The 21,169-nt window shown below is 70.8% G+C and carries 18 protein-coding genes; 7 read left to right on the top strand and 11 right to left on the bottom strand.

What is annotated here, in order from left to right:
• The first annotated feature begins 8 nt into the window (after positions 1 to 8).
• On the top strand, positions 9 to 1,088 hold the full coding sequence (locus tag ABD236_RS12035; RefSeq protein ID WP_344073426.1) for a hypothetical protein: 1,080 nt from the start codon (positions 9 to 11) through the stop codon (positions 1,086 to 1,088).
• A gap of 153 nt (positions 1,089 to 1,241) precedes the next feature.
• The gene (locus tag ABD236_RS12030) at positions 1,242 to 3,971 is read left to right on the top strand and encodes a glycosyl hydrolase family 65 domain-containing protein (RefSeq protein WP_344073424.1); all 2,730 of its coding nucleotides are present in this window, start codon (positions 1,242 to 1,244) and stop codon (positions 3,969 to 3,971) included.
• Positions 3,972 to 4,058: 87 nt separating this feature from the next.
• On the opposite strand, the gene ABD236_RS12025 is transcribed toward ABD236_RS12030, so the two are convergent.
• On the bottom strand, positions 4,059 to 4,952 hold the full coding sequence (locus ABD236_RS12025) for an NADP-dependent oxidoreductase (RefSeq protein WP_344073422.1): 894 nt from the start codon (positions 4,950 to 4,952) through the stop codon (positions 4,059 to 4,061).
• Positions 4,953 to 5,022: 70 nt separating this feature from the next.
• On the opposite strand from ABD236_RS12025, the gene ABD236_RS12020 reads away from it, so the two are divergent.
• Positions 5,023 to 5,601 carry a TetR/AcrR family transcriptional regulator gene (locus ABD236_RS12020; protein WP_344073419.1) on the top strand — a complete coding sequence of 193 codons (579 nt, stop codon included), beginning with the start codon at positions 5,023 to 5,025 and terminating at the stop codon, positions 5,599 to 5,601.
• 28 nt (positions 5,602 to 5,629) lie between these two features.
• On the opposite strand, the gene ABD236_RS12015 is transcribed toward ABD236_RS12020, so the two are convergent.
• Complete coding sequence (locus ABD236_RS12015) at positions 5,630 to 6,082, bottom strand: Lrp/AsnC family transcriptional regulator (RefSeq protein WP_344073417.1); 453 nt, start codon at positions 6,080 to 6,082, stop codon at positions 5,630 to 5,632.
• Between the two features lie 111 nt (positions 6,083 to 6,193).
• Between ABD236_RS12015 and ABD236_RS12010 the strand changes: the two genes are divergently transcribed.
• The gene (locus ABD236_RS12010) at positions 6,194 to 6,811 is read left to right on the top strand and encodes a LysE family translocator (RefSeq protein WP_344073415.1); all 618 of its coding nucleotides are present in this window, start codon (positions 6,194 to 6,196) and stop codon (positions 6,809 to 6,811) included.
• 63 nt (positions 6,812 to 6,874) lie between these two features.
• On the opposite strand, the gene ABD236_RS12005 is transcribed toward ABD236_RS12010, so the two are convergent.
• A complete protein-coding gene (locus ABD236_RS12005; protein ID WP_344073413.1) occupies positions 6,875 to 7,621 on the bottom strand; it encodes a class I SAM-dependent methyltransferase in 747 nt (248 codons plus the stop codon).
• A gap of 349 nt (positions 7,622 to 7,970) precedes the next feature.
• Here ABD236_RS12005 and ABD236_RS12000 point away from each other — a divergent pair, with 349 nt between their 5' ends.
• Positions 7,971 to 8,879 (top strand): hypothetical protein, encoded by a 909-nt coding sequence (locus ABD236_RS12000; protein WP_344073411.1) that lies wholly within the window; start codon positions 7,971 to 7,973, stop codon positions 8,877 to 8,879.
• 25 nt (positions 8,880 to 8,904) lie between these two features.
• Here ABD236_RS12000 and ABD236_RS11995 read toward each other — a convergent pair whose 3' ends face one another.
• The 6 genes from ABD236_RS11995 to ABD236_RS11970 form a co-directional block, all read right to left on the bottom strand.
• Positions 8,905 to 9,813 carry a hypothetical protein gene (locus ABD236_RS11995; RefSeq protein ID WP_344073409.1) on the bottom strand — a complete coding sequence of 303 codons (909 nt, stop codon included), beginning with the start codon at positions 9,811 to 9,813 and terminating at the stop codon, positions 8,905 to 8,907.
• An 86-nt stretch (positions 9,814 to 9,899) separates the two neighbouring features.
• Complete coding sequence (locus tag ABD236_RS11990; protein ID WP_344073406.1) at positions 9,900 to 10,418, bottom strand: hypothetical protein; 519 nt, start codon at positions 10,416 to 10,418, stop codon at positions 9,900 to 9,902.
• On the bottom strand, positions 10,415 to 11,347 hold the full coding sequence (locus tag ABD236_RS11985) for a class I SAM-dependent methyltransferase (protein ID WP_344073404.1): 933 nt from the start codon (positions 11,345 to 11,347) through the stop codon (positions 10,415 to 10,417). Before ABD236_RS11985 ends, ABD236_RS11990 begins: the two co-directional genes overlap by 4 nt.
• Positions 11,348 to 11,422: 75 nt before the next feature.
• Complete coding sequence (locus tag ABD236_RS11980) at positions 11,423 to 12,355, bottom strand: aminoglycoside phosphotransferase family protein (RefSeq protein WP_344073403.1); 933 nt, start codon at positions 12,353 to 12,355, stop codon at positions 11,423 to 11,425.
• Positions 12,356 to 12,405: 50 nt separating this feature from the next.
• Positions 12,406 to 13,671 carry a MalY/PatB family protein gene (locus ABD236_RS11975; RefSeq protein ID WP_344073402.1) on the bottom strand — a complete coding sequence of 422 codons (1,266 nt, stop codon included), beginning with the start codon at positions 13,669 to 13,671 and terminating at the stop codon, positions 12,406 to 12,408.
• A 107-nt stretch (positions 13,672 to 13,778) separates the two neighbouring features.
• On the bottom strand, positions 13,779 to 15,242 hold the full coding sequence (locus tag ABD236_RS11970) for an extracellular catalytic domain type 2 short-chain-length polyhydroxyalkanoate depolymerase (RefSeq protein ID WP_344073400.1): 1,464 nt from the start codon (positions 15,240 to 15,242) through the stop codon (positions 13,779 to 13,781).
• A gap of 260 nt (positions 15,243 to 15,502) precedes the next feature.
• On the opposite strand from ABD236_RS11970, the gene eno reads away from it, so the two are divergent.
• Positions 15,503 to 16,774: a phosphopyruvate hydratase gene (eno, locus tag ABD236_RS11965; RefSeq protein ID WP_344073398.1), complete on the top strand. Its 1,272-nt coding sequence runs from the start codon at positions 15,503 to 15,505 to the stop codon at positions 16,772 to 16,774.
• 123 nt (positions 16,775 to 16,897) lie between these two features.
• Here the strand turns inward: eno and ABD236_RS11960 are convergent, their stop codons facing one another.
• Positions 16,898 to 17,761: an AraC family transcriptional regulator gene (locus tag ABD236_RS11960; protein ID WP_344073395.1), complete on the bottom strand. Its 864-nt coding sequence runs from the start codon at positions 17,759 to 17,761 to the stop codon at positions 16,898 to 16,900.
• A gap of 183 nt (positions 17,762 to 17,944) precedes the next feature.
• Between ABD236_RS11960 and ABD236_RS11955 the strand changes: the two genes are divergently transcribed.
• On the top strand, positions 17,945 to 18,727 hold the full coding sequence (locus ABD236_RS11955; protein WP_344073393.1) for an ArsR/SmtB family transcription factor: 783 nt from the start codon (positions 17,945 to 17,947) through the stop codon (positions 18,725 to 18,727).
• Positions 18,728 to 18,843: 116 nt separating this feature from the next.
• Here ABD236_RS11955 and ABD236_RS11950 read toward each other — a convergent pair whose 3' ends face one another.
• Positions 18,844 to 20,982 (bottom strand): M4 family metallopeptidase, encoded by a 2,139-nt coding sequence (locus ABD236_RS11950; RefSeq protein WP_344073391.1) that lies wholly within the window; start codon positions 20,980 to 20,982, stop codon positions 18,844 to 18,846.
• Positions 20,983 to 21,169 lie beyond the last annotated feature (187 nt).

The raw sequence follows: 21,169 nt of genomic DNA, 5'->3' as shown, positions 1-21,169 counted from the left end.
CGGTTGGCATGGCGAAGGCCACCTCGTTCGGCACCGTGGTCGCACTGCTGCGGGCCGCGGAGGACCTACTGATCAAAAAGGCCGGTCAGACGAGCCCGCTGGACCGGGTGAGCACACTGCGGGGGGTCTACTACGGCACACCGTGGAGCCTGGACTACAAGGTGGAGTCCGTCCGCAGCATGGGCGGTGCGCAGATCCGCAACCTCGGGTTCCTGACGTACACCGGGGCGACGCTGCCCGCCGACCCCCGGCCGGCCTTCACCGGCACCACGCTGATGGCCGACCTCCAGGCCAGCCAGAGCATCCATGACCACGGGCGCGGCATCGACATCGGACACATGCTGATCGGGCTGGAGGTGCGGTCGAGCCAGACGCTGCGGACGATGACCTTCGCGGGCCAGGGCGGCACCGGCCTGGAGATCGTGACCTGGCTGGGCGACCTCGGCGGTGGCGCCGCCAACCTCGCCAAGCGCCGGATCGTACGGCCGGCCGGCGTGGAGGTCATCTTCCATAACCGCACCTCGGACTACGGGGTGATGGACAATCTGGAGGGCGACGCGGCCGGATACCTGGTCGCCTGCGGTACGACTCCGGGCGGGCCCCCGCAGTACGCGCGCGGCAAGGGCATCGCGGACGCGCTCGCCGACTATCTCCCGCTGGGCAGCAGGGCCGAGTGGGCCTCGCGTGCCGCTCGTTTCGCCACCGCGCTCGGCGGCACGGTGACGGCGGCCGGGATCGGCAACAAGACGGACCTCGTCGACAGACTCAGCGACAAGCTCTACGAGTTCGCGGTGTGGTACGCGGCGACGCGGTGGGTTCCCTCCGGTGAGCTGTTCGGCCCCGCCGCGGAGAAGGCCTGCCAGCATATGAAGGGCGCGGCGCGCGAGGTCGCCACGGTCTTCGTCACCACCCTGTCCTCCGCCATGGCCCGCGCGCCGGTCCCGATCGACGCCAGCGGCCCCTACCCGGGTCAGAGCGCCGCGGGCCCCTGCGCCAGCACGCTGCTGAAGGCCGCGTCGACCGACGTCGGCGCGGTGCGGCGGCAGCTCGACGAATGGGTGAAGGACCTCGGTCATCTCTTCCAGTGAGCGCGGGTGCCGCCGGGGGAGACTGCCACCATGTGTCGACCACACCTCCATAGATTCGACACTTGACAAGTAATGCACAGCTATTGACGTCTATCGTTCAGGAAATTTATGGTCCCAGAACCCTTCGCAGGCGAACCAGAGTGACGGAGAACAATGACGTACTCCCTCGGTGTGCGGCCGCGCGCCGCCCGGCTGACCGCGGTGCTGCTGGCCGGCGCGCTGGTCACCTCCGCCCCGGCGGCGGCCTCCTCGACAGCGCGGAACACCGCCGCCGCGACCGCCGACACGGCCCCCACCTGCCGCACCGGCGACAGCTGGACGCTCGGCACCACCCGTATGGGCGCGGCGGACGACCACCACGCCTTCGTCGGCAACGGCTACCTGGGGCAGCGGGTGCCTCCCCACGGCGCCGGTTACGCGGACAGCAAGGCCAAGACCGGCTGGCCGCTGTTCACCCCGCGCTACGACGGCTCCTTCGTGTCCGGCCTGTACGCGCACAACCAGCGGACCGCCGGGGACCGACAGGCCGTCGCGGCCCTGCCGACCTGGACCACGCTCGATGTCACCACCGGCGGGGCGCGGAGCGATACCTTCAACTCTTCGACATCGCCCGGCCGCATTTCCCACTATCGTCAGACTCTCTTCCTCCACTGCGGCCTGGTCCGTACGTCACTGACCTGGACCGCCGCCGACGGCCGCCGCACCGACCTCGTCTACGAGGTCCTCACCGACCGCGTCGACCCGCACGTGGGCGCCGTACGGATGAGCATGACGCCGCACTGGAGCGGCGAGGCGACCGTCACCGACACACTGGACGGGCGCGGCGCGCGGCGTATGCGACAGACCGGCGGCGGCGACCGGAGCGCCGGGTCCCGTACCGCCCCCACCATGGACGTCGCGTTCCGTACGGAGGGCACGAACGTCGACGGAGCCGTCGCCTCCACCCTGCGCGCCGGGCACGGAGCGGACCGAACCAGGGTCCAACAGGCCAAGTCGGCACAGCAGATGACTGCGCATCAGGCTCTCACCCTGCCCGTCCGGAGCGGGCAGTCCTACGACTTCACCAAGTACGTCGGCGTCGACACGGCGCTGACCTCGCGCGCCCCGCGCCGTGACGCCACCGCCACCTCGCGGCGCGCCGCCGACCGTGGCTGGGACGCCCTGCTGCGCTCGCACACCGCCGCCTGGTCACGGCTGTGGCGCAGTGACATCGAGGTGGCAGGACAGCCCGAGATGCAGGCGTGGGTGCGCTCCGCGCAGTACGGGCTGCTCTCCAACACCCGCGAGGGCGCGGCCAACAGCATCGCTCCGGCGGGCCTGACCAGCGACAACTACGCGGGCCTCGTCTTCTGGGACGCCGAGACCTGGATGTACCCCGGGCTGCTCGCCACCCGGCCCGAACTCGCCAAGTCCGTGGTCGACTACCGCTACCGCACCCGTGCCGGCGCGCGCGAGAACGCCCGCAGGCTCGGCTATCAGGGCCTCTTCTACCCCTGGAACAGCGGAAGTTCGGGCGATCTGGCCAAGGAGTGCCACAGTGTCGACCCGCCGCACTGCCGCACCCAGATCCACCTCCAGTCCGACATCTCCCTGGCCACCTGGCAGTACTACCTGGCCACCAAGGACACGCGGTGGCTGCGCGAGCGCGGCTGGCCGGTGCTGCGGGGGATCGCCGAGTTCTGGGCGGGCCGGGTCAGCGCCAACCCGGACGGCAGCTACTCGATCAAGGACACGGCCGGGCCCGACGAGTACAGCAACGGTGTGGACGACGCGGTCTTCACCAACGCCGGGGCCGCCACCGCCCTGCGCCACGCCACCCGCGCCGCCGAACTGCTCGGCGAGCGGGCGCCCGCCGCGTGGAAGTCGATCGCCGACCGCATCCGGATCCCCTACGACGCGCGCGGCAAGGTGTTCCGGCAGTACGACGGCTACGGCGGCAGCACCATCAAGCAGGCCGACACGGTCCTGCTGATGTACCCGCTGGAGTGGCCGATGCCCGAGGGCGCCGGCGCCGCCACCCTCGACTACTACGCCCAGCGCACCGACCCGGACGGCCCGGCCATGACGGACTCGGTGCACGCCATCGACGCCGCCGGAATCGGCGAGCCGGGCTGCTCCACGTACACCTATCTGGAACGCTCCATCAAGCCGTTCGTACGCGGCCCCTTCGACCAGTTCTCGGAGGCCCGGGGCGACAAGGCGGGCGCCCAGGACCCTCTCGCGGGCTCGCCCGCCCATGACTTCCTCACCGGCAAGGGCGGCTTCCTCCAGGTCTTCACCAACGGCCTGACCGGTATGCGGATGCGGGAGGACCGCCTCCACCTCGACCCCATGCTGCCCCCGCAGCTCGGACGTGGCGTCACGCTGCACAGCCTGACCTGGCAGGGACGCACCTACGACATCGAGATCGGCGCCCACCGCACCACCGTGCGCCTGACCGGCGGCGCCCCGATGACGCTCGACACCCCGCAGGGCGAGCAGATCGTCAGCAGGAACGTTCCGGCCGTCCTCAAGACCCGCCGCCCCGACCTCACACCCACCACCAACGCGGCCCGCTGCACCACCGCCACGGCCTCGTCCCAGCAGCCCGGGATGTACGCGGGCGCCGCGGTCGACGGCAACACGGCCACGGCCTGGGTGCCCGACGGCGCACGTGGACAGCTGACGACGGACCTCGCCAAGCCCGTCCGCGTCAAGAAGGTCACCCCCACCTGGACCGATACCAAGCCCACCGCCTACACCGTCGACCTCTCCCTCGACGGCCGGCACTGGCAGCGCGCCGCGGCGGGTGACGTCCGCCTCGCGCGGTATGTACGGGTCACGGTGCAGGGCGACGCCGGGGCCAAGACGCGTCCGGGAATCGCGGAGCTGACGGTTAATTAGGCGCCGGACCGATGAACGCTGATGCCGCCCTCGCGGGGGCGGCATCAGCGCTGCGGGGCCAGGGCCCGCAGCCGTCCGGGGCGCGGCTCAGACGACCATGACCCGGCGCCCGCGGGTGTGCCCGGCCTGGCTGTCGATGTGCGCCGCCGCGGCCTCGGCGAGGGTGTAAGACTTCTGGACCGGGATGTGGAGCTTGCCCCGCGAGATGAGGTCGGCGGCCTCGGTGAGTGCCTCCGTGACGCTCCCCGCCACACCGGAGAATCGGACACCGAGCTCAGGGCCGTCGAGATCGGCGATGGTGACCACCTTCCGCGGGTCCCCGGTCAGCTCGACGAGCTCGCGGAGCACGCCCGAACCGGCCAGGTCGAGGGCCGCGTCGACAGGGCCGAGCCGCCGCACCCGCTCGACCCAGCCGTCCCCGTACGTCGTGGCGAGGGCGCCCAGGCCGCGCAGATAGTCCTGGTTCGCGGCCCCGGCCGTGCCGATCACCGTGATACCGCGTTCGCGGGCGATCTGGAGGACTGCCGATCCGACACCGCCCGCCGCCCCGCTCACCAGCAGCGTCTGCCCCGGCCGCACACCGACCTGGCCGATGACGCGCAGCGCGGTCTCCACGACGGAGGGGTATCCGGCCGCCTCTTCGAAGCTCAGGCCCTCGGGCATCCGGGCCCAGGCCGACAGCACGGCGAACTCGGCGTATGTGCTCGCCCCTTCGCCGAACACGGGGGCGCCGACCTCTACCCCTTCGACCCCCTCACCGACTTCGTCCACCACGCCGGAGGCGTCGAGACCCACTCCCGAGGGCAGTCGGGTCGGGTGGGCCCCCAGGACCTGGCCCTCGCGAATCCTCCAGTCGACGGGGTTCACGCCCGCCGCGCGGACGGCGATGCGGATCTGGCCGGGGCCCGCGTGGGGCTCCTCGGCGTCTATGAGGTGCAGGACGTCCGGGCCGCCGAACTCGGCGAAGCTCACTTTCTTCATGCCGGGGACCGTAACACTAACGGTTAGTGTTTTGGAACAGATACGGATTTGTATCTGATAGCGTCAGGGTGTGACCGTGCCCCCCGGACGCCGTGAGCGCAAGAAAGCAGCCACCCGTCAGAAGATCGCCGACACCGCCCTGCGGCTCTTCCTCGAACGCGGGTACGACGCGGTCGGCATCCGCGAGGTGGCAGCGGAGGCCGACGTAGCCGTCACCACGCTCTTCTCCCACTTCGCCTCCAAAGAGGCGCTGGTCTTCGAGCAGGACGAGGACTTCGAGCAGCGCCTGACCCGGGCGGTCACCGGCCGGGCGCCGCGCGAGCCGCTCATGCCCGCGCTGCGCCGCGAGATCCATGTGCTGGTGGGGCACTGCACGGGGGAGGGCGCCGACCCGGTCTGGCGCATGATCGACGGTTCACCCGCCCTGCGCGAGTACGAGGAGTCGATGCGGCTGCGCCACGCGGAGTCGCTCGCGACGGCCATCGCCGCCGATCCCGGTCCGGCGCGTACCCCCACGGCCTGCCGGACGATCGCCAGGTTCGTGATCGACGCCTATGCGCTGGCCCGTGGGGCGGCGGATCCGCAGGCGGCGGTGGACGAGATCTTCGAGATGATCGAGGCCGCCTGGGCGGCGAGCGGTACTGCCTGACGTACGCCGCCCAGGTGGCCGTCTCCGGCTACTCGGGCAGCGGGCGGTGGTCGATGACGTTCTTCATGACGAGCGTCGAGGTCAGCCGCTGCACCCCGGGCAGCCGCGCGAGCTGCTGGTCGTAGAGCTGCTGGAAGGCGCTGAGGTCGGTGGTGGCGACCCTCAGAAGGTAGTCGGGCTCGCCGAAGAGGCGCTGCGCCTGGAGGATGTGCGGGATGGCGGTCACCGCCTCCTCGAAGGAGGTGACCGTGTCGGCGTCCTCCCAGCGCAGCGTGGCGAAGACGAGGGCTTCGAAGTCCAGTCCCACGGCGCCCGGCTCGACCACCGCCCGGTATCCCCGGATCGCGCCTTCGCGCTCCAGGTCGCGCAGCCGCCGGTGGCACGGCGACACGCTCAGCCGTACGCGGGCGGCGAGCTCCGTGACGGTGAGACGGCCATCGAGCTGTAGCTCGGTAAGAATCTTCCGGTCCAGGGCGTCCATGGAGAATATTCTCCCTCAGAAGGCGCGATCATGAGCCAAATCCGGAAACACTTTCGAGGGAATCGGACCTAGCCTTCCTCACGTACTGAAGAGCGTGAGAGGGAACGATTCATGGATACGACCACACTGGCGGCTTTTCTGGCTGTGGACCTGCTGCTGGTGGTCACTCCGGGCGCGGACTGGGCCTATGCGATATCGGCCGGCCTGCGCGATCGGTCGGTCGTTCCGGCGGTCGCCGGGCTGATCGTCGGACACGCGGCGTACGCGCTGGTGGCCGTCGCGGGCCTGGCGGTGCTGGTGGCGAGTTCACCGACCCTGCTCACGGCGCTGACCGTCGTCGGCGCGGGCTATCTGCTGTGGCTGGGCTGGGGTGTGCTGCGGCAGCCCGCCGCCCTGGCCGCTTCCGACCGGGCCGTGGACTCCTCCCGCCGGCAGGTCGTGCTCAAGGGGGCCGGGATCAGCGGCCTCAACCCGAAGGCGCTGCTGCTGTACTTCTCGCTGTTCCCGCAGTTCCTCGACGCGGATGCGGGGTGGCCGGTCGCCGCGCAGACCGGGCTGCTCAGCACGGTGCACCTCACCGCTTGCGCCGTCGTCTACCTGACCGTCGGCGTGCTCGCGCGGACCGTGCTGAGGGCCCGGCCCTCGGCCGCCCGGGTGGTCACCCGGGTCTCCGGGGCGATGATGATCGGCATCGGCGGGCTTCTGCTGGCGGAGTGCGTGGCCGCCTGAGCGGCTCACGCCCCACGCGTACACCTTCGCGTACGGTAGGCCCCCCGGTGACCCGCCGGCGGTTCAGGCTCGGCAGCGCAGCATCTCCAGCGGCGGGTTGGCGAGGAGATCGGCCCAGAAGTCCTCGCCGAACTCCCGTATCCCGGCTTCGGACACCTGGAGCGGGACCCACTCGATGGCGCTGAACCCGGCCGCCCGCAGACACCGCTCGTACACCTCGTGGCGCGGCGCCGTGGCGACGATGCTGATCGGCTGCGGGTCGAGGAGAGCGGTGACCCGCGACCGGATGCCCGTCTCGACCTCCTCGCCGGTGGGCTCGCAGCGGAACCCGTACTTGTCCAGGGGCGGACTGCCGAACCGGTAGTCGGGGTTCTGGCAGAAGATGAAGAACTCACCGCCCGGCACCAGACTGCGGTGGATGTTGCGGCACATCCGCTCCATCTCCGCGAGGGTCTGGGCGTAGTTGAGACACTGCACGGCCAGGCCGACGTCGAAACGCTCGTCGAGCGGCCGCAGTTCACCCACGTCGCCCACCTCGTAGCGCACGCCGAGCGGCTCCGCCTGCTCGATCTTCCGCGCGGCGGCGATCATCTCGGCGGAGATGTCGACACCGAAGACGTCCGTGGCGCCGCGCCGCTTGAACTCCCTGCTGTAGAAACCGGTGCCGCACGCCAGATCGAGCACCGACTTGCCGCTCACGTCCCCGACCAGGTCCAGGACGCTCGGCACCTCTCCGCAACGGATCAGCGGCAGGGACTTGAACCCCTCGAACGCCTCGCCGATCTGGTCGTACTGCTGCTGCACGCTCACGCGCCGCCCCCTCATGTACGTCATCCGGTACGCGACCCCACCGGCCCCCGGGAACGAGGGACTCGTCGGGCCGCGGTCGTGGCAGAAAGTCTGCTCCCGGCTGGTCCGAGGGCCGTACTGGCGGATGCCACAAAGAAGTTGGGCTTGCGGACTCGTATCACCCAACACCTCTGTCCCGGAGCCGCAAGCTGCCCGGGCCGGGCGGCGGGAGGGGGAGCTGGACCACGACAAGGGTTGCTGGAGGAGAGCGCACCGAGATGCGCCGGGGCGGTGGGCGGCGCACCATGGACGAGGACTGTGGTGAACCCCGGTGTCGTAGGCACCCCCGTGCGAGGAAAAGGGGAGCATCATGAGGAAAACCCTGGTGGCCGCGCTGACCGCCGCCACGTCCGCCACGGCCGTTCTGCTGGCCGGTCCGGTGGCGCCCGCGTCCGCCACCTCGCCGTACTGCGACCGGACGACGCCGAGCACCTCGATCCTGTTCTACAACGCCGACACCGGTTCGGCCGGGACCGGCACCCTCTCCGCCGGCCGCTGGCAGTACAAGGCGGGGTTCGACCTCCCGACCGGCTATACGCACGCGGCCGCGAGCCGCGACTCGCTGGTGCTGTACAACGCGGACACCGGGGCCGCCGAGGTCGGCACCTTCAGGGGCGGGCGCTACCACCGCACCCGTTCCTACGAGGGCTTCTCGACGGGCTGGACCTTCGTCAAGGCGTCCGGCGACTCCGTGCTGTTCTACAACGCGGACACCGGCGTGGGTGTCACCGGCACCCTCACCAACGGCAGATACCGCGAGATGCGCGTGTACGACAACTTCAGCACGGGCTGGGACACCATGGCCGCCTCGTGCGACACGTTGATCTCCGCGGCCCGCCACGGGTCGGGCGACTTCCCCTGGAGCAACGTGGGTTACGGCACCCTCGCCGGCGGTCTCTACCGCGACAAGGGCGGCATCCCGAGGGACGACTTCCTCGGCGAGCTGACCGCCACCAAGGACTCCGTGCTCTCCTTGGCCCGGGCCGGAGACGAACTCGAATTCCGTGTCTCCAGGGCGACCAACGGCTCGAACATCCACTTCAACAAGATCGGCACCTCCGGCATCTGGGAGAAGGTGGGCCGCACCTCGGACAGCCTCTTCTTCTACAAGAGCGACGGCACCTCCTGGACGTCGACCCTGGTCAACGGCACCTACCGCAACGTGGGTTCGCTCGCCCAGGTGTCATCGGGTTGGACGCTCATCGAGGGCGGGGTCTGACGGCAGCAGTCGACTGCCGGCCCCCTCAACCCCACATCACCTGTCCATCGACCATGCACACGGCCGCTTCGACATCGGGCCGGGCGGCGGTCGGGGTGTACAGGATGGAGTGGTGGCCGCAGTCCGGGCACTGTTCGGGTTCGTAGGCCGGTGCCAGCGGGGCGAGGTCGCCCGCCGCGTGGTAGGCGCACAAGCCGAAGTCCCGTCCGCACAGCAGGCACTCGGTCATGTCCCGGCCCGCCGGTACGGCGAACTGGCCGCAGTAGGGGCACGGGACCACCACTTCCCAGTGGGCCAGCTCCGGAGCGATCGCACGACGGCTCTCCTCCACCGCTTCCCGGACGCGCGCGGTGGCCGCGCGTGCCCGGCGCAGTGAGCGTCGTACGGCACGCGCGTACTGGGCGGTGAGGTCCTCCCTCAGCTCTCCGAGGACGTCGGTCTCCACCACGGCGAGCATCAGCTCCAGCACCGGAAGGGCCCGGCAGCGGATCGCCACCAGGCTGTCGCAGTCGCGGTCCGAGGACAGAAGCACTCTGTTGCGTACGTACTCCCACGCCATGAGGTCCGTGCGCGCCGCCTCGATGTCGGTCTCACACCAGCCGGCGGCGATGCCCGCCGCCTGGTGCAGACCGAGTCCCTGGTACTCGCCGCGCGTACGCCGGTTGCTGTCCTGGTCCCCGTTGTGGGCGGGCCAGATGTCACCCGACCAGTGCATGGCCAGGCGCCCACGCAGGAGGGCCTCGGCCGCGGTGTGGAGGTGGAGTACGGGGTAGAGGGCTTCGTACCGGTCGGGCTCCTCGTCGGCGAGGGCACTCGCCGCGTGTTCCAGCAGGCGGAGGCCGTTGGCCACTAGGGGGTGACGGCGGTTGAGGTAGAGGGCTTCCTCCTCGGCCGCCTCGTACTCGTCGGGCTGTCCCTCGTCGTGGTGTTCCATCGGCCCAGTCTCTCCTGCCGAACTGACCGGTCGCACCGGGGTTTTCGCAGGTCGAGCGGGCGCGGACAGGGGACTTCGCGGCAGGGCTACGGTCTGAGCACCTCGCTGTACCAGCGGCGGTGCACCACGGGTTCGACCGCCAGTACCGCCGCCCCCGCGATCGCGCCGAGCAGCAGGGCGGGTCGGCCGCCACCGTTCAGGAGCGCGCCGGCGCAGGCGGTCGCGATGACCACGGGGCGCAGCAGCGTCAGCGGGCCGAGTCCGATGACCACCGCGAGTGTGCTCGCGCGGAACGGCAGGACCAGGTAGGCCGCGAGGGAGAGCAGGACGGCTGTGGCGTAGACGGCGAGCGGGACGAGGTAGCCGGTGCCGCCCGCGGTCAGGGCGTCGTACGTCGCGGATCGGTCCGCCGCCGTCAGGAGCAGGAGGGCCGCCACGAGTACGGGAGCGAGCAGCAGGCCCGCCCCCGTGGCCAGGCCACGAAGGGCCGCCCGCGCGGTCGCCCGGCGCTTGCGGATGCGGGCGTCGCGGCCCGCGTACGCGCGGAAGCCGCTGAACGCCGCGTCGACGAGGCCCAGCAGGGCGAGCGGCACGGCGGGCGTCATCGGCTTCGTCCCACGAGGTGGTCGGCGTCGAACAGCCGGCGCGCGGCCCGCCCGAGCGACCGGCGGAACGGGTCTTCCAGCTGGGGGCGGACGCCGATGATCGGGCGCAGGGTGGTGCAGAACGGGTTGGCCGCGCCACGCGGCTCGTACAGCAGCGGCGTGATCCCGGGGACGTCGGCGGCGCGCAGCAGGGTTTCGTCGCTGTGGGCGCGCCGTGCGGAGGCGACGCCGTCGTGGCGGCCGAGCGGGTGGCGCATCCGGGCGCGGTGGAAGATCCACGCGCCGATGGGGGCGAGGCTGGTCGCGGCGATGTCGAAGTGGCAGAAGGCCAGCGCGGGAGAGGCGGCCTGGGACCGGAAGAACTCGGTCAGGGCGGGGCCGCGGAAGTGGTGCAGCACGCCGGTGGAGATGTACACGGTCGCCGCCTCGGGCAGGTCGAAGGCGTTGCCGTGGACGAAGTGGCAGTCCAGTGCCTCGGCGCGGGCCAGCCGGTCGGCCTCCGCCACCAGCGCGGCATCCAGGTCGACGCCGACCAGCTCGACGTCCGGGCCCAGCGCGTGGGTCGCCGCCAGCCAGCGCACCGCGTACCCCAGGCCGCAGCCGACGTCGACCAGGCGGTACGGGCCCGGCCCGCTGGATTCCCGTATCGCCCGGAAGAGCGGGTCGAGCAGGTGGAGGAGGCGGTCGCCGATCCGCAGCTCCTCGCTGAGCCGCTGGAGCTCGGCGTGCACACCGACCAGCAGACTGTCCACGGCACACGGGTCCAGCAGCCCGTCCCGGTCCACGGGCAGCCCGGCGACGATGCGGGCGGCACGGGCGTCTCCCGCCTCGTCGAGTCGGCGGATGACCTCGCCACGGGAGACCGGGAGACGGCGTCCGCTCCGCGGGTCCACCGCCGTGATCAGGTCGGATATCTCAAGCACGGGCACGGGGCAGAACCCTACGGCCTCCCGTCCTCACGTCCTCACCTGGTGAGCCTCCCGCACACCACTGGCCATCGCGCCCTACACGCGGCGCGTGAGCAACTCCGCCAGCCCGTCGGCGAACTCGGTGATCCCGTCCAGCAGCGGCCCACTGCGTGCCACCCGGAATCCGTGCCGACGGGCCCAGAACGCGGCCTGCACCGCATGGAACTGGGCCCACCGCCGCACCCGCTCCCGGTCGACCTCCGCGGCCTCGGCGAACACATCCAGGATGCGATCGACCGCTTTGCCCAGATCATCCGCTTCCAGGAGGGTCAGCGCGCGCGACTTGAGCAGGGTGCCGCCGTCGTAGGCGGGATCGCCCGCGTACCCCTTGGGATCGACCGCCAGCCACGGCTCCCGCTCGGCACGCAGGATGTTCCGGGGGTGGAGGTCGCCGTGGACAAGGGTGTCCGGCTGGGTCCGGCCCAGCTCGCGGGCGGTCGCCACGGCGGCGTCGACCACAGCGCGGGGCAGGGCGTGGGTCAGCTCGGCGGCGTCATTGAGCAGCTCCTCCTCCCAGGCGTCCGCCCGCTCGCGCAGCCGGGGCAGGTGCGGCGGCGCGGGGACGGCCAGACGGCGGTTGAGGCGCCCGGCGACCGTCACCACTTCATCGCCGTCCGCGACCTGCTCCAGCGTCGACGTGTGCGCCCGCTCCAGCAGCATCGCGAACCGCTCGTCGTCGCGCTCATACAGCTGGACGGCCCCGCGCCCGCCCCACGCCACGAAGGCGTCCGGCTCGTGGACGTTGCCGGGGTGCGGAAACGACACCTTCAGTACGGCGTTCTCCCTGCTCGGCCGTCGTACCGGCACGATCACGCCGACGCCGCCGTGCATGACCGGGCCGTCCGGCACACACTCCCAGCGCCCCAGCAACTCCTCCACGACCCCGGGCAGTCCGGCGAGCCACCGCGCCCCGGGTTCTCCCTCACGCTCGATCGTGGTACGTGCGAACTCGTCCGGTATCGCGATCATCCGGGCACGATACGCGCTCTCCCCCCACCCGCACCAAGCCGGCGCTGACATCAGAGCCGACGCGAGTGGTCGGCGGCGGCGCGCCCCATGCGCGTGACCGCCTCGGTGAGGACGGACCGGGAGGTGGCGAAGTTCAGGCGTACGTGTCCGGCGCCGCCCGTTCCGAAGATGTGGCCGGAGGACAGCGCCACCCTGGCGTCCTCCAGGAACAGCTTGGCGGGGCCGGACAGGTCGGTCACGACCGCGAGGTCCGTGGAACCTTCCTCCGGAGCGAGACCGAGGGAACGGCAGTCGAGCCAGGCCAGATAGGTTCCCTGCGGCCTGGCGTAGCCGATGCCGGGCAGATGCCGGGCGAGGAGGCGGCCCAGCAGGGCGCGGTTCGCGTCGAGGCCTGCCAGCAGCGCGTCCAGCCACTCCTCGCCGTGGCGGTAGGCCGCCGTATGGGCGATGACGCCCAGGAAGCTGGCTCCGTGGCTGACCTCCTCGGGCAGCCGGCGCAGGTCGGCCGCGGCCTCCGGCCCGGCGACAGTGAGAGCGGCCTTGATCCCCGCGAGGTTCCAGCCCTTGGTCGCCGACATGAGCGAGAAGGCGTCCTCGGCCCCGGGCAGGCTGAGGTAGGGCGTGAACTCGGCGCCGGGCAGCACGAGCGGGGCGTGGATCTCGTCGGCGACGACCCGGATTCCGTACCGCCGGGCCAACTCCGCGACGGCCGTGAGCTCCTGAGCGGTGTGCACCGTCCCGGTGGGGTTGTGCGGACTGCTGAGGAGGTAGGCGATCTTTCCTTTGGCGCCGCTCCGCTCCCGGGTGCGCCGGAAGGTCTCCTGAAGCGTATCCAGGCTGATCCGGAGGTCCTGCCCCAGCGGGGCCTCGACGATCCGGCGGTCGTCGTGGGCGATGAAGGCGTAGAAGGGCGCGTACACGGGGGAGTTGACGATGACGGGGTCGCCGGGGCCAGTGATCAGCCGCAGCACCTGCACGGCGCCCATCATCACGTCCGGGATCACGGCGGTGCGGTCGACCGCGACCCCGTCCCACTTCCAGCGGCGGGAGGCGAAGTCGGCGAGTGACTCGGCGAACTCCGTTCCGGCCGGGTATCCGGTATCCCCGGCATCGATGGCCTCGTGCAGAGCCTGTGCGACCGGGGGTGCGAGGGGCACGTCCATCTCCGCGACCCACAGGGGCAGCACGTCCGGCGGATGCGCGCGCCACTTCATGCTCCGGCGTCGGCGGAGCTGTTCGAGGGACAGCGCTTCGAGAGGGTTGGCGCACCCTGCGGCCCCGGCGTCTGCGGAGTCTCGTCCGCCCACGGCAGTCATCCTCAGCATTGGACCGCTGTCTCGATCCCGACGCAAGCGCCAGGAGAGGGCGGCAGCGCCCGGCCTCCGGACGGTGACATCGACCGGGGGCGGGCGCGGGCACCTCCTCAGCAGTGCGGCACGACCTCCCAGGAGCCGGGGGAGCGCAGACGCAGGCTGCTCAGGGCGGTCGAGGTGTGCGGGCCCATGTACTGGCCGGTGCCGATCGCGTAGCTCTTGTCGCCGATGAAGTACGACCGCCCGGCCAGGTTGTGGGCGACGTTGTCCGTGGTCCAGCAGTTCGGCAGGGGTGTGGCCGCGGTGGTCGACGCCGTCAGCGGGGCCGAACGGAGGCCGACGGCGCCGGAACCGTCGACGGCGGCCACGGTGTAGGTATAGGCGGTGCCGGAGGCCAGACCGGTGTCGGTGTAGGAGGTGCCGCCGACTGGGGCCGTGTTGGCTGTGCTGCCGTCGCGGTACACGTTGTACGCGGCCGCGCCCGCGACGGGGTTCCAGGTCAGCGCCACCGAGTTCGCGGTGGCAGCGGTGGCGGTGAGGCCGGTCGGGGCCGGGAGGGACGGCGAAGTGGGAGCACCGGCGAGCGCGTTCACCATGTTCGTGATCGCGGTGATCTGCCGGCCGCCCCGGTCGGCGTAGTGGGTGTCACCGCCGTACGCCCACCAGTTCCAGCAGCCGCGAGGGTTGTCGCTCGCGGTGGTGGCCTGGGGATACAGGACGACCATGCTGTTGGTGTCGGCGTATTCGTTGAGGTTGGCCTGGGCCATGAACTTGTCGCCGATCAGCCCGTAGTACTGGTAGCAGCCGTGGAGAGCCACCATCAGCCTGCACGACGCACCCGTCTCGCAGGACCGCGGCACGTAGACGAATCCCTCGTTGCCCATGCTGATCGCGGAGGCGCTTGCGCCGGGTGCGTAGGCGTTCTGGTCGAACTGGACGAGTCTGCCGGTCAGGGCGGCCGTGGTGGCGGGCCGCACGCTGCCGAACAGATGGGTGAGCATGTCCTTCTCGGGGTCGCCGCCGCAGTTGTTGACGTACGGGGACGCCGTGGACGCACAGGCCACCTCGCCGAGGGGGCTGACCCAGGCGTGTCCGGCGTTCGATGAGGTGTCGTAGGAGACGTCGGCCCCGAAGTCGCGGTAGTAGGTCGCGAGATCGTCGTTCACCGCGCGGTTCACCGTCCGGTCGGAGCTGCCGTGGGAGAGCCACACCGGGGCGCCGGACAGGTTCGCGACCGGGCCGACGCTGCCGGAGGCCGCCCGGTCGCGGGTCTCCTGCTCCAACTGCGCGGGAGTCCTGCGGGGCAGGAGCGTGTCCATGCACGCGTACAACGCGGTGGTGAGACTGCCCTGCGCGCAGTCGTAGGCGCCCGCGGAGAAGATGCCGACGCCTTTGAAGATCTCGGAGTGCGCGACATGCAGCTGGTTGGCCAGAAAGCCGCCGGACGAGACGCCGGACGCGTAGACCGAGCCGATGGTGAGCGGTGGGAGGGATCCCTGGGTGGGGGAGGGGAGGGCCGCGACGGCGTCGGCGGGCGCGCTCAGGGCCAACGCGACCGCCGCCGAGGCTGCCACCAGAAGACTTCTTACACGCGTTACACGCGTTACACGGGGACGCTTACTGTCGAGCATGTGGGGGGCTCCAAGCGCGGGTGTGGGGGCGGGTCCCGCAATCCTGGGAGCTGTCGTCCGGTGGGACGACGTGGTGGCGCGACACAATGGCCGCGCCGGTGGTGGCGCGTATCACCGTTGCGGTCCTGCTTCGTCGAAGGCGGCACACCCCACCGGGGCAGGTCCACCGGGCCGGACCCGCGCTCGCGAACCACAATGACCTCATGGCATCCATCGAAGCCGTACACGCACGGCAGGTCCTCGACTGCAACCACCGCCCCATGGTCGAGGTCGAGGTGCGGACCCGCACCGGCCATGCGGGACGCGGGGCCAGCCCCACCGGTCAGTCGGTCGGCGGGTACGAGGCGTTGGTCCTGCGGGACAACGACCCCGGCACATACGACGGACTCAGCGTCCACCGGGCCGTGGAGAACGTCCGCCAGGTGATCGCCCCGGCGCTGATCGGCAGGGACGTCCGCGACCAGGCGGCACTCGACGGCCTGCTGGTCGAACTCGACGGAACCCCGCGCAAGTCCCGCCTCGGCGGCAACGCCGTCTACTCCGTGTCCGTCGCCTGTCTGCGCGCCGCGGCGGCCGTCGCCGGCCGGCCCGTCTACCGCACCATCGCCCGGACCGAGCTGACCACCGTGCCGGTGCCCAGCTTCAACGTGGTCAACGGCGGCCGCTGCGGCGACATCGTCCAGGCCTTCAACGAGTTCATCGTCGTGCCCTACCGGGCAGCGGACATCGCCGAAGCCGTCGAGACCGGCATCCGCGTCTTCGACCGGCTGGGCGCCGTCATCGAGAAGTACACCGGCACATCGGCCGGTATCGCCCCTTCGTACGGCTACCGCGCCCCCTGCGACGACCCACGCGTCGTCCTCGAACTCATCCAGGAGGCCGTCGACGCCTCCGGCTGCGCCGACAAGGTCGCCTACGCGCTCGACTGCGCTTCGAGCCAGATGTACGACTCCACCACCGGCGCCTACGAGCTCAAGGGCAAGCCGGTGAGCTCCGCCGAGCTCGTGGACTACACCCGCGGCCTGACCGAGGACTTCGACATCGTCTTCGTCGAGGACCTCCTGGAGGAGAACGACTGGGACGGCTTCGCCCACGCCGTCTCCCAGCTCACCCGCACCCTCGTCCTCGGCGACGACCTCATCGCCACCCACCGCTCCCGCCTGGAACAGGCGCTCGCGGCCGGTGCCGTCGACGGCTTCGTCCTCAAACCCAACCAGGTCGGCACCATCACCGAAGCCCTGGAAACGTATGACACCGCCGTACGCCACGGGCTCCTCGCCGTCCCCTCGGGCCGCTCCGGCGGAGTCGTCGACGACATCGTCATGGACCTCTCCGTCGGACTACAGGTCCCCATCCAGAAGAACGGCGCCCCGCGTACGGGCGAGCGCATCGAGAAACTCAACTTCCTGCTCCGGGCCGCCGAGAACATTCCCGACTGCCGCCTCGCGGACGTCGGAGGCATCGTCCGCTTCTGACGTTCTCCCGGTGTGCCGGGCGTCTACGTCGGGTGATGGGGTCATGCGCACGCCGGTGCCGGTGACGGTCCCCTCGGAGACGACGGCCGGCGGCCCGGGCCTGAACCCGGGCCGCCGTACCCCCTAGGCCGACCGCCGCACCGGAATCCACAGCGCCGCGTCCGCCCGTGTCCGGTCCTCCGACAGCTCCACCCGCAGGATCTCAGGGCCCGGCCTGCTCTCGTACGGGTTCGACGGGAACCACTGCGTGAAGACGTCCCGCCACAGGTACTGGAGCGCCTGCGGGAACGGGCCCGAGTTCTCGAAGACGGCCCATGTGCCGGCCGGGACGGCGAGGGCGTCCATGTCCTCGGGCGCCTCGGCGCCCGTCACCACGCCGTGGTAGTAGTCGAGTTCGGTCCCCTCCGCCCGGCTCGGGTCGAGCTGGTCGCTCACCCCGACGACGCCCGCCGGCTCCTGGTCGGACAGGCCGCTGATCCGTCCCAGCACCTCGGGACCGATGCCCCGGATGAACTCGGCGATCGCCGGATTCACCCCCTCGTGGACGAGCGGGACCCGGGCCTTCTTGCCGACCACACGGAACTCCTCCTTCTCCACGATCCGGTATCGCATACTGCTGCTCCCTTCGACGGTGAGTCGGAAGGACATCCGGGGCTGCGAGTGCAACGCCGCGCCGGTCCGCCGGGCCTCGCCCGGTCCCACACCGTGGAAGGCGCGGAACGCACGGGCGAAGGCCTCGCCCGAGCCGTAGCCGTAGCGCGTGGCGACGTCCAGCAGCGTCCGCTCGTCGGCGAGGACTTCGGCGCCCGCCACGGTCAGCCGTCTGCGGCGGATGTACTCCGACAGCGGAACACCCGCCAGCGCGGAGAACATCCGACGGAAGTGGTACTCCGACGTCGCCGCGACGCGCGCCAGCTCGGCCACGTCGACCGGCTGGTCGAGCTGCGCCTCGATGCGCTCCATGGCCTGGTTCAGCCGCTCCAGCACCCCGGTCTCCTTCCCTTTCGCTCACTCACGTTAGGAAGGAACCACCCTGCCGGACCCGACATCCTGTGCCCGACCCGGTCGGGTGCGACGAGCTCGGCCGGACCAGTCCGCTTGACAGGCAGCCGATCGGCTGCCAATCATGGAAAGGCAGCCACGCGGTTGCATGACTGGGGGTGACCAGTGATGGACGCGGTGTTCAAGGCGCTGGCCGACCCGAGCCGACGGAGGCTGCTTGACCGCCTCCGGGACCGCAACGGACAGACGTTGCGCGAGCTGTGCGAGGGCCTGGAGATGGCCCGGCAGTCGGTCAGCAAGCACCTGGCCGTACTGGAGGAAGCCGAGCTGGTCGTCACCGTGCGCCGGGGCAGGGAGAAGCTGCACTACCTCAACGCCGCTCCGATCAACGCCCTCGCGGAGCGATGGATCAGCCGGTTCGACCGGGAGCGCGTGAACGCCCTCGCGGACCTGAAGCGAGCATTGGAGCAACCCCTCATGGACAGCAAGACGTTCGTCTACACCACCTACATCCGCACGACTCCCGAGCGGCTCTGGCAGGCCCTGACCGACCCGGCCTTCACCGACCGCTACTGGGGTGTACGTTTCAGGACCGACTGGGCCGAGGGGTCGCCCCTCGTCTGGGAGCAGGGCGGAGTCGAGATCTCCCACCCCGACCAGGTCGTCCTCACCTACCAGCCGCACCGCCGACTGGCCTACACCTGGCATACCTTCACCCCGCAGTGGGCCGAGGCGGTCGGCATCAGCGAGGGCGTGCGCGCCCAGCTCGCCGCCGAGCGCCGCTCGCAGGTCACCTTCGACATCGAGTCGGAGGGCGACCAGGTCAAACTCACCGTCACACACGACTTCGACCGGGCCGGCACCCTGCACTCGATGTGCAGCCAGGGGTGGCCGCCCATCCTCTCCAGCCTCAAGAGCCTGCTGGAGACGGGCGAACCGCTCCGAGGCTGAGCCGCGTCGTGCAGAGAGAACGGCCCGGACGGGACGTTGGGGGCGTCCTGTCCGGGCCGTGTATCAGAGGCCGCTCGCAGTCGGGGTGTGCTGGATCAGCCGGTGGTGACCGGTGGTCAGCCGGTGGTGACCGACGTGTCGTCGATCAGGAAGCTCGTGGCCAGCGAGGAGTCCTCGGTGCCCGTGAACTTGATGGTGACCGTCTTGCCCTTGAAGGCGGACAGGTCGAGGGTGCGCTGGACATAGCCGCTCGGCGTGGCGTTGGAGTACGTCGCCAGGGTGGTCGTCGTGGTGCCGTAGACGACCTGCGCCTTGAGGGTGTCGTACGCGGTGCTGCCGGTCTCCTTGGTGTCGATGGCGAGCCAGAAGGAGAGCTTCGGGGCCGTGGCCGTCGCCGGGACCGTCACCGACTGGGAGAGGGTGTCGGTGTGCGAGGAGCCGTAGCCGTCCAGCCAGGCGTAGTACGAGCCGCCGTGGGCGGTGGCACCGGTGTCGTTGGTGATGGCACCCGAGGACGCGGTCCAGTTGGTCGCGCCCGACTCGAAGCCGGGGTTGAGCAGCAGGTTGGAGCCGCTCGGCGGCTGGGTGGTGGTGCCGCCGCAGGTGGTCGCGGTCGGGGCGACGCCGACGCCGCTCCAGGCCTTCTCCACGGTGGCGCACTGGGTGCTGGAGGCGCCGTACAGGTCGGTCGCGGCCTTGATGCTCGCGGTACGGGCGTCCGCGTAGGTGGAGGCGGCCGTCAGGTACGTGGTGAGGGCGCGGTACCAGATCTTGCCGGTGGCGTCGTTGCCGAGGCCGGTGACGGTGCCGCCGTCGCAGGTGGGGCTGTTGCCCCAGGTGGACGAGCCGGAGCCGACCGCCATCAGGTAGAACCAGTGGTTGCCGACGCCGGACGAGTAGTGCGGGTCGAGGTTCTTGGTGTTGGTGGTCCAGCAGCTCTGGGAGACGCCGTCCTTCTTGGGGTCGTCCATGTACCGCAGCGGCGTGGAGCTGATCTTCTCGCCGATGAGGTAGTCGGGCTTGTCCGCCGGGCTGTTGGCGTTGAACTCGACGAGGGTGCCGAAGATGTCCGAGGTGGACTCGTTGAGGCCGCCCGCGTCGCCGAAGTAGTTCAGGCCCGCGGTGGCCGCGGTGACGCCGTGGCTCATCTCGTGGCCGGCCACGTCCAGCTCGGTGAAGGGCTTCTGGCCCACGGCGCCGTCGCCGTAGATCATGCTGAAGCTGGCGTCGTCCCAGCCGGCGTTGTCGTAGTTGGTGCCGTAGTGGACGAAGGAGCGGGCGCCGACGCCGTCGTTCTTGATGCCGTTGCGGCCGTGGACGTTCTTGTAGTAGTCCCAGGTGGCCTGGATGCCGTAGTGGGCGTCCACGGCGACGGTGGCGCGGTCGCTGAGGGTGCCGTTGCCCCACACGTTGTCCGTGTCGGTGAAGGCGACGCCCCAGCCGGCCGGCGGCGAGTCGTTGGTGACGGTCTTGTTCTGGGCGTCCCGCGTCTCCCCGTTACCGCGGGTCGGATCCTTGAGCTCGTAACCGCCGGAGGTGCTGCTGGTGCCCAGCGTGACGTCGCCGACCTGGTAGCCGTGGCCGGTACCCGAGGCGGCGGCACCGGCGACGGCCGTGGTCTGCGGCGCGTTCGCGGTGTGGCCCGGGACCACCGTGCTGTGGAAGGTGTTCCAGGTCTTCCCGGCCTTGCCGGTCGTGGCGTCGACCAGCGTGTGGACGTGGCTGGGCGAGCCGTCGGGCGCGGTGCCGTCGACGACGACCTGCCAGGCGAGCGTCGGCGTGGCCGCCGTCGCGTCCACGACGAGGTCGGCCTTGCTGCCCTTCCTGGAGCCCTTGAACTGCGCGACGGCCACGGCCACCGCGCTCTGCTTGCTGACCTTCGGCGTCACCGAGAGCGACAGCGGGGTCTTGAGGGTCAGCGAGGTCGAGCGCAGCTCTCCGTTGGGGGCGGAGTGCACGATGACGTCACCGCCCAGGACCGGCAGGCCCTGGTAGCGGCGGTCGAGGTGGACGTGACGGGTGCCGTCCTTGTCGATCGTCACGTCGTGTGACACGAACGTGTCGTGGGCGCCGGCCCGGACCGCGCCGGGGGTCGCGGCCACCTGGGCGGTGGCGTCGTGCAGGGCCTGGGCCTTGCTCGGCTTGGGGGTGACGGTCCGGGGGCCCTTGGCCGCCGAGGCGGGGGTGCCCGCACCGGCTATCAGGAGGCCGCTGACCGCGAGGGACAGCGAACCGACGAGCAGAGATCGTTTCATGGGTCGGGAGAATGGCGGGATTTGCCGGTGCGGGGCAATGAGATGCCAATTCTGTTTAATACGGTTCCCTGTGAAACGGCCATGACAAGTAACGCCCGTGTATCCGCGCTGTTTCCTGCGCTGATGGACGCGTGTGGGCGGCGCAGAACGGACGGTCGGTGGTCGCCCCCGGGCAACCGGGGCCCCG

This window comes from Streptomyces crystallinus, from assembly GCF_039521265.1.
Taxonomy (GTDB): domain Bacteria; phylum Actinomycetota; class Actinomycetes; order Streptomycetales; family Streptomycetaceae; genus Streptomyces; species Streptomyces crystallinus.
This window is presented reverse-complemented; position numbering and strand designations above follow the sequence as displayed.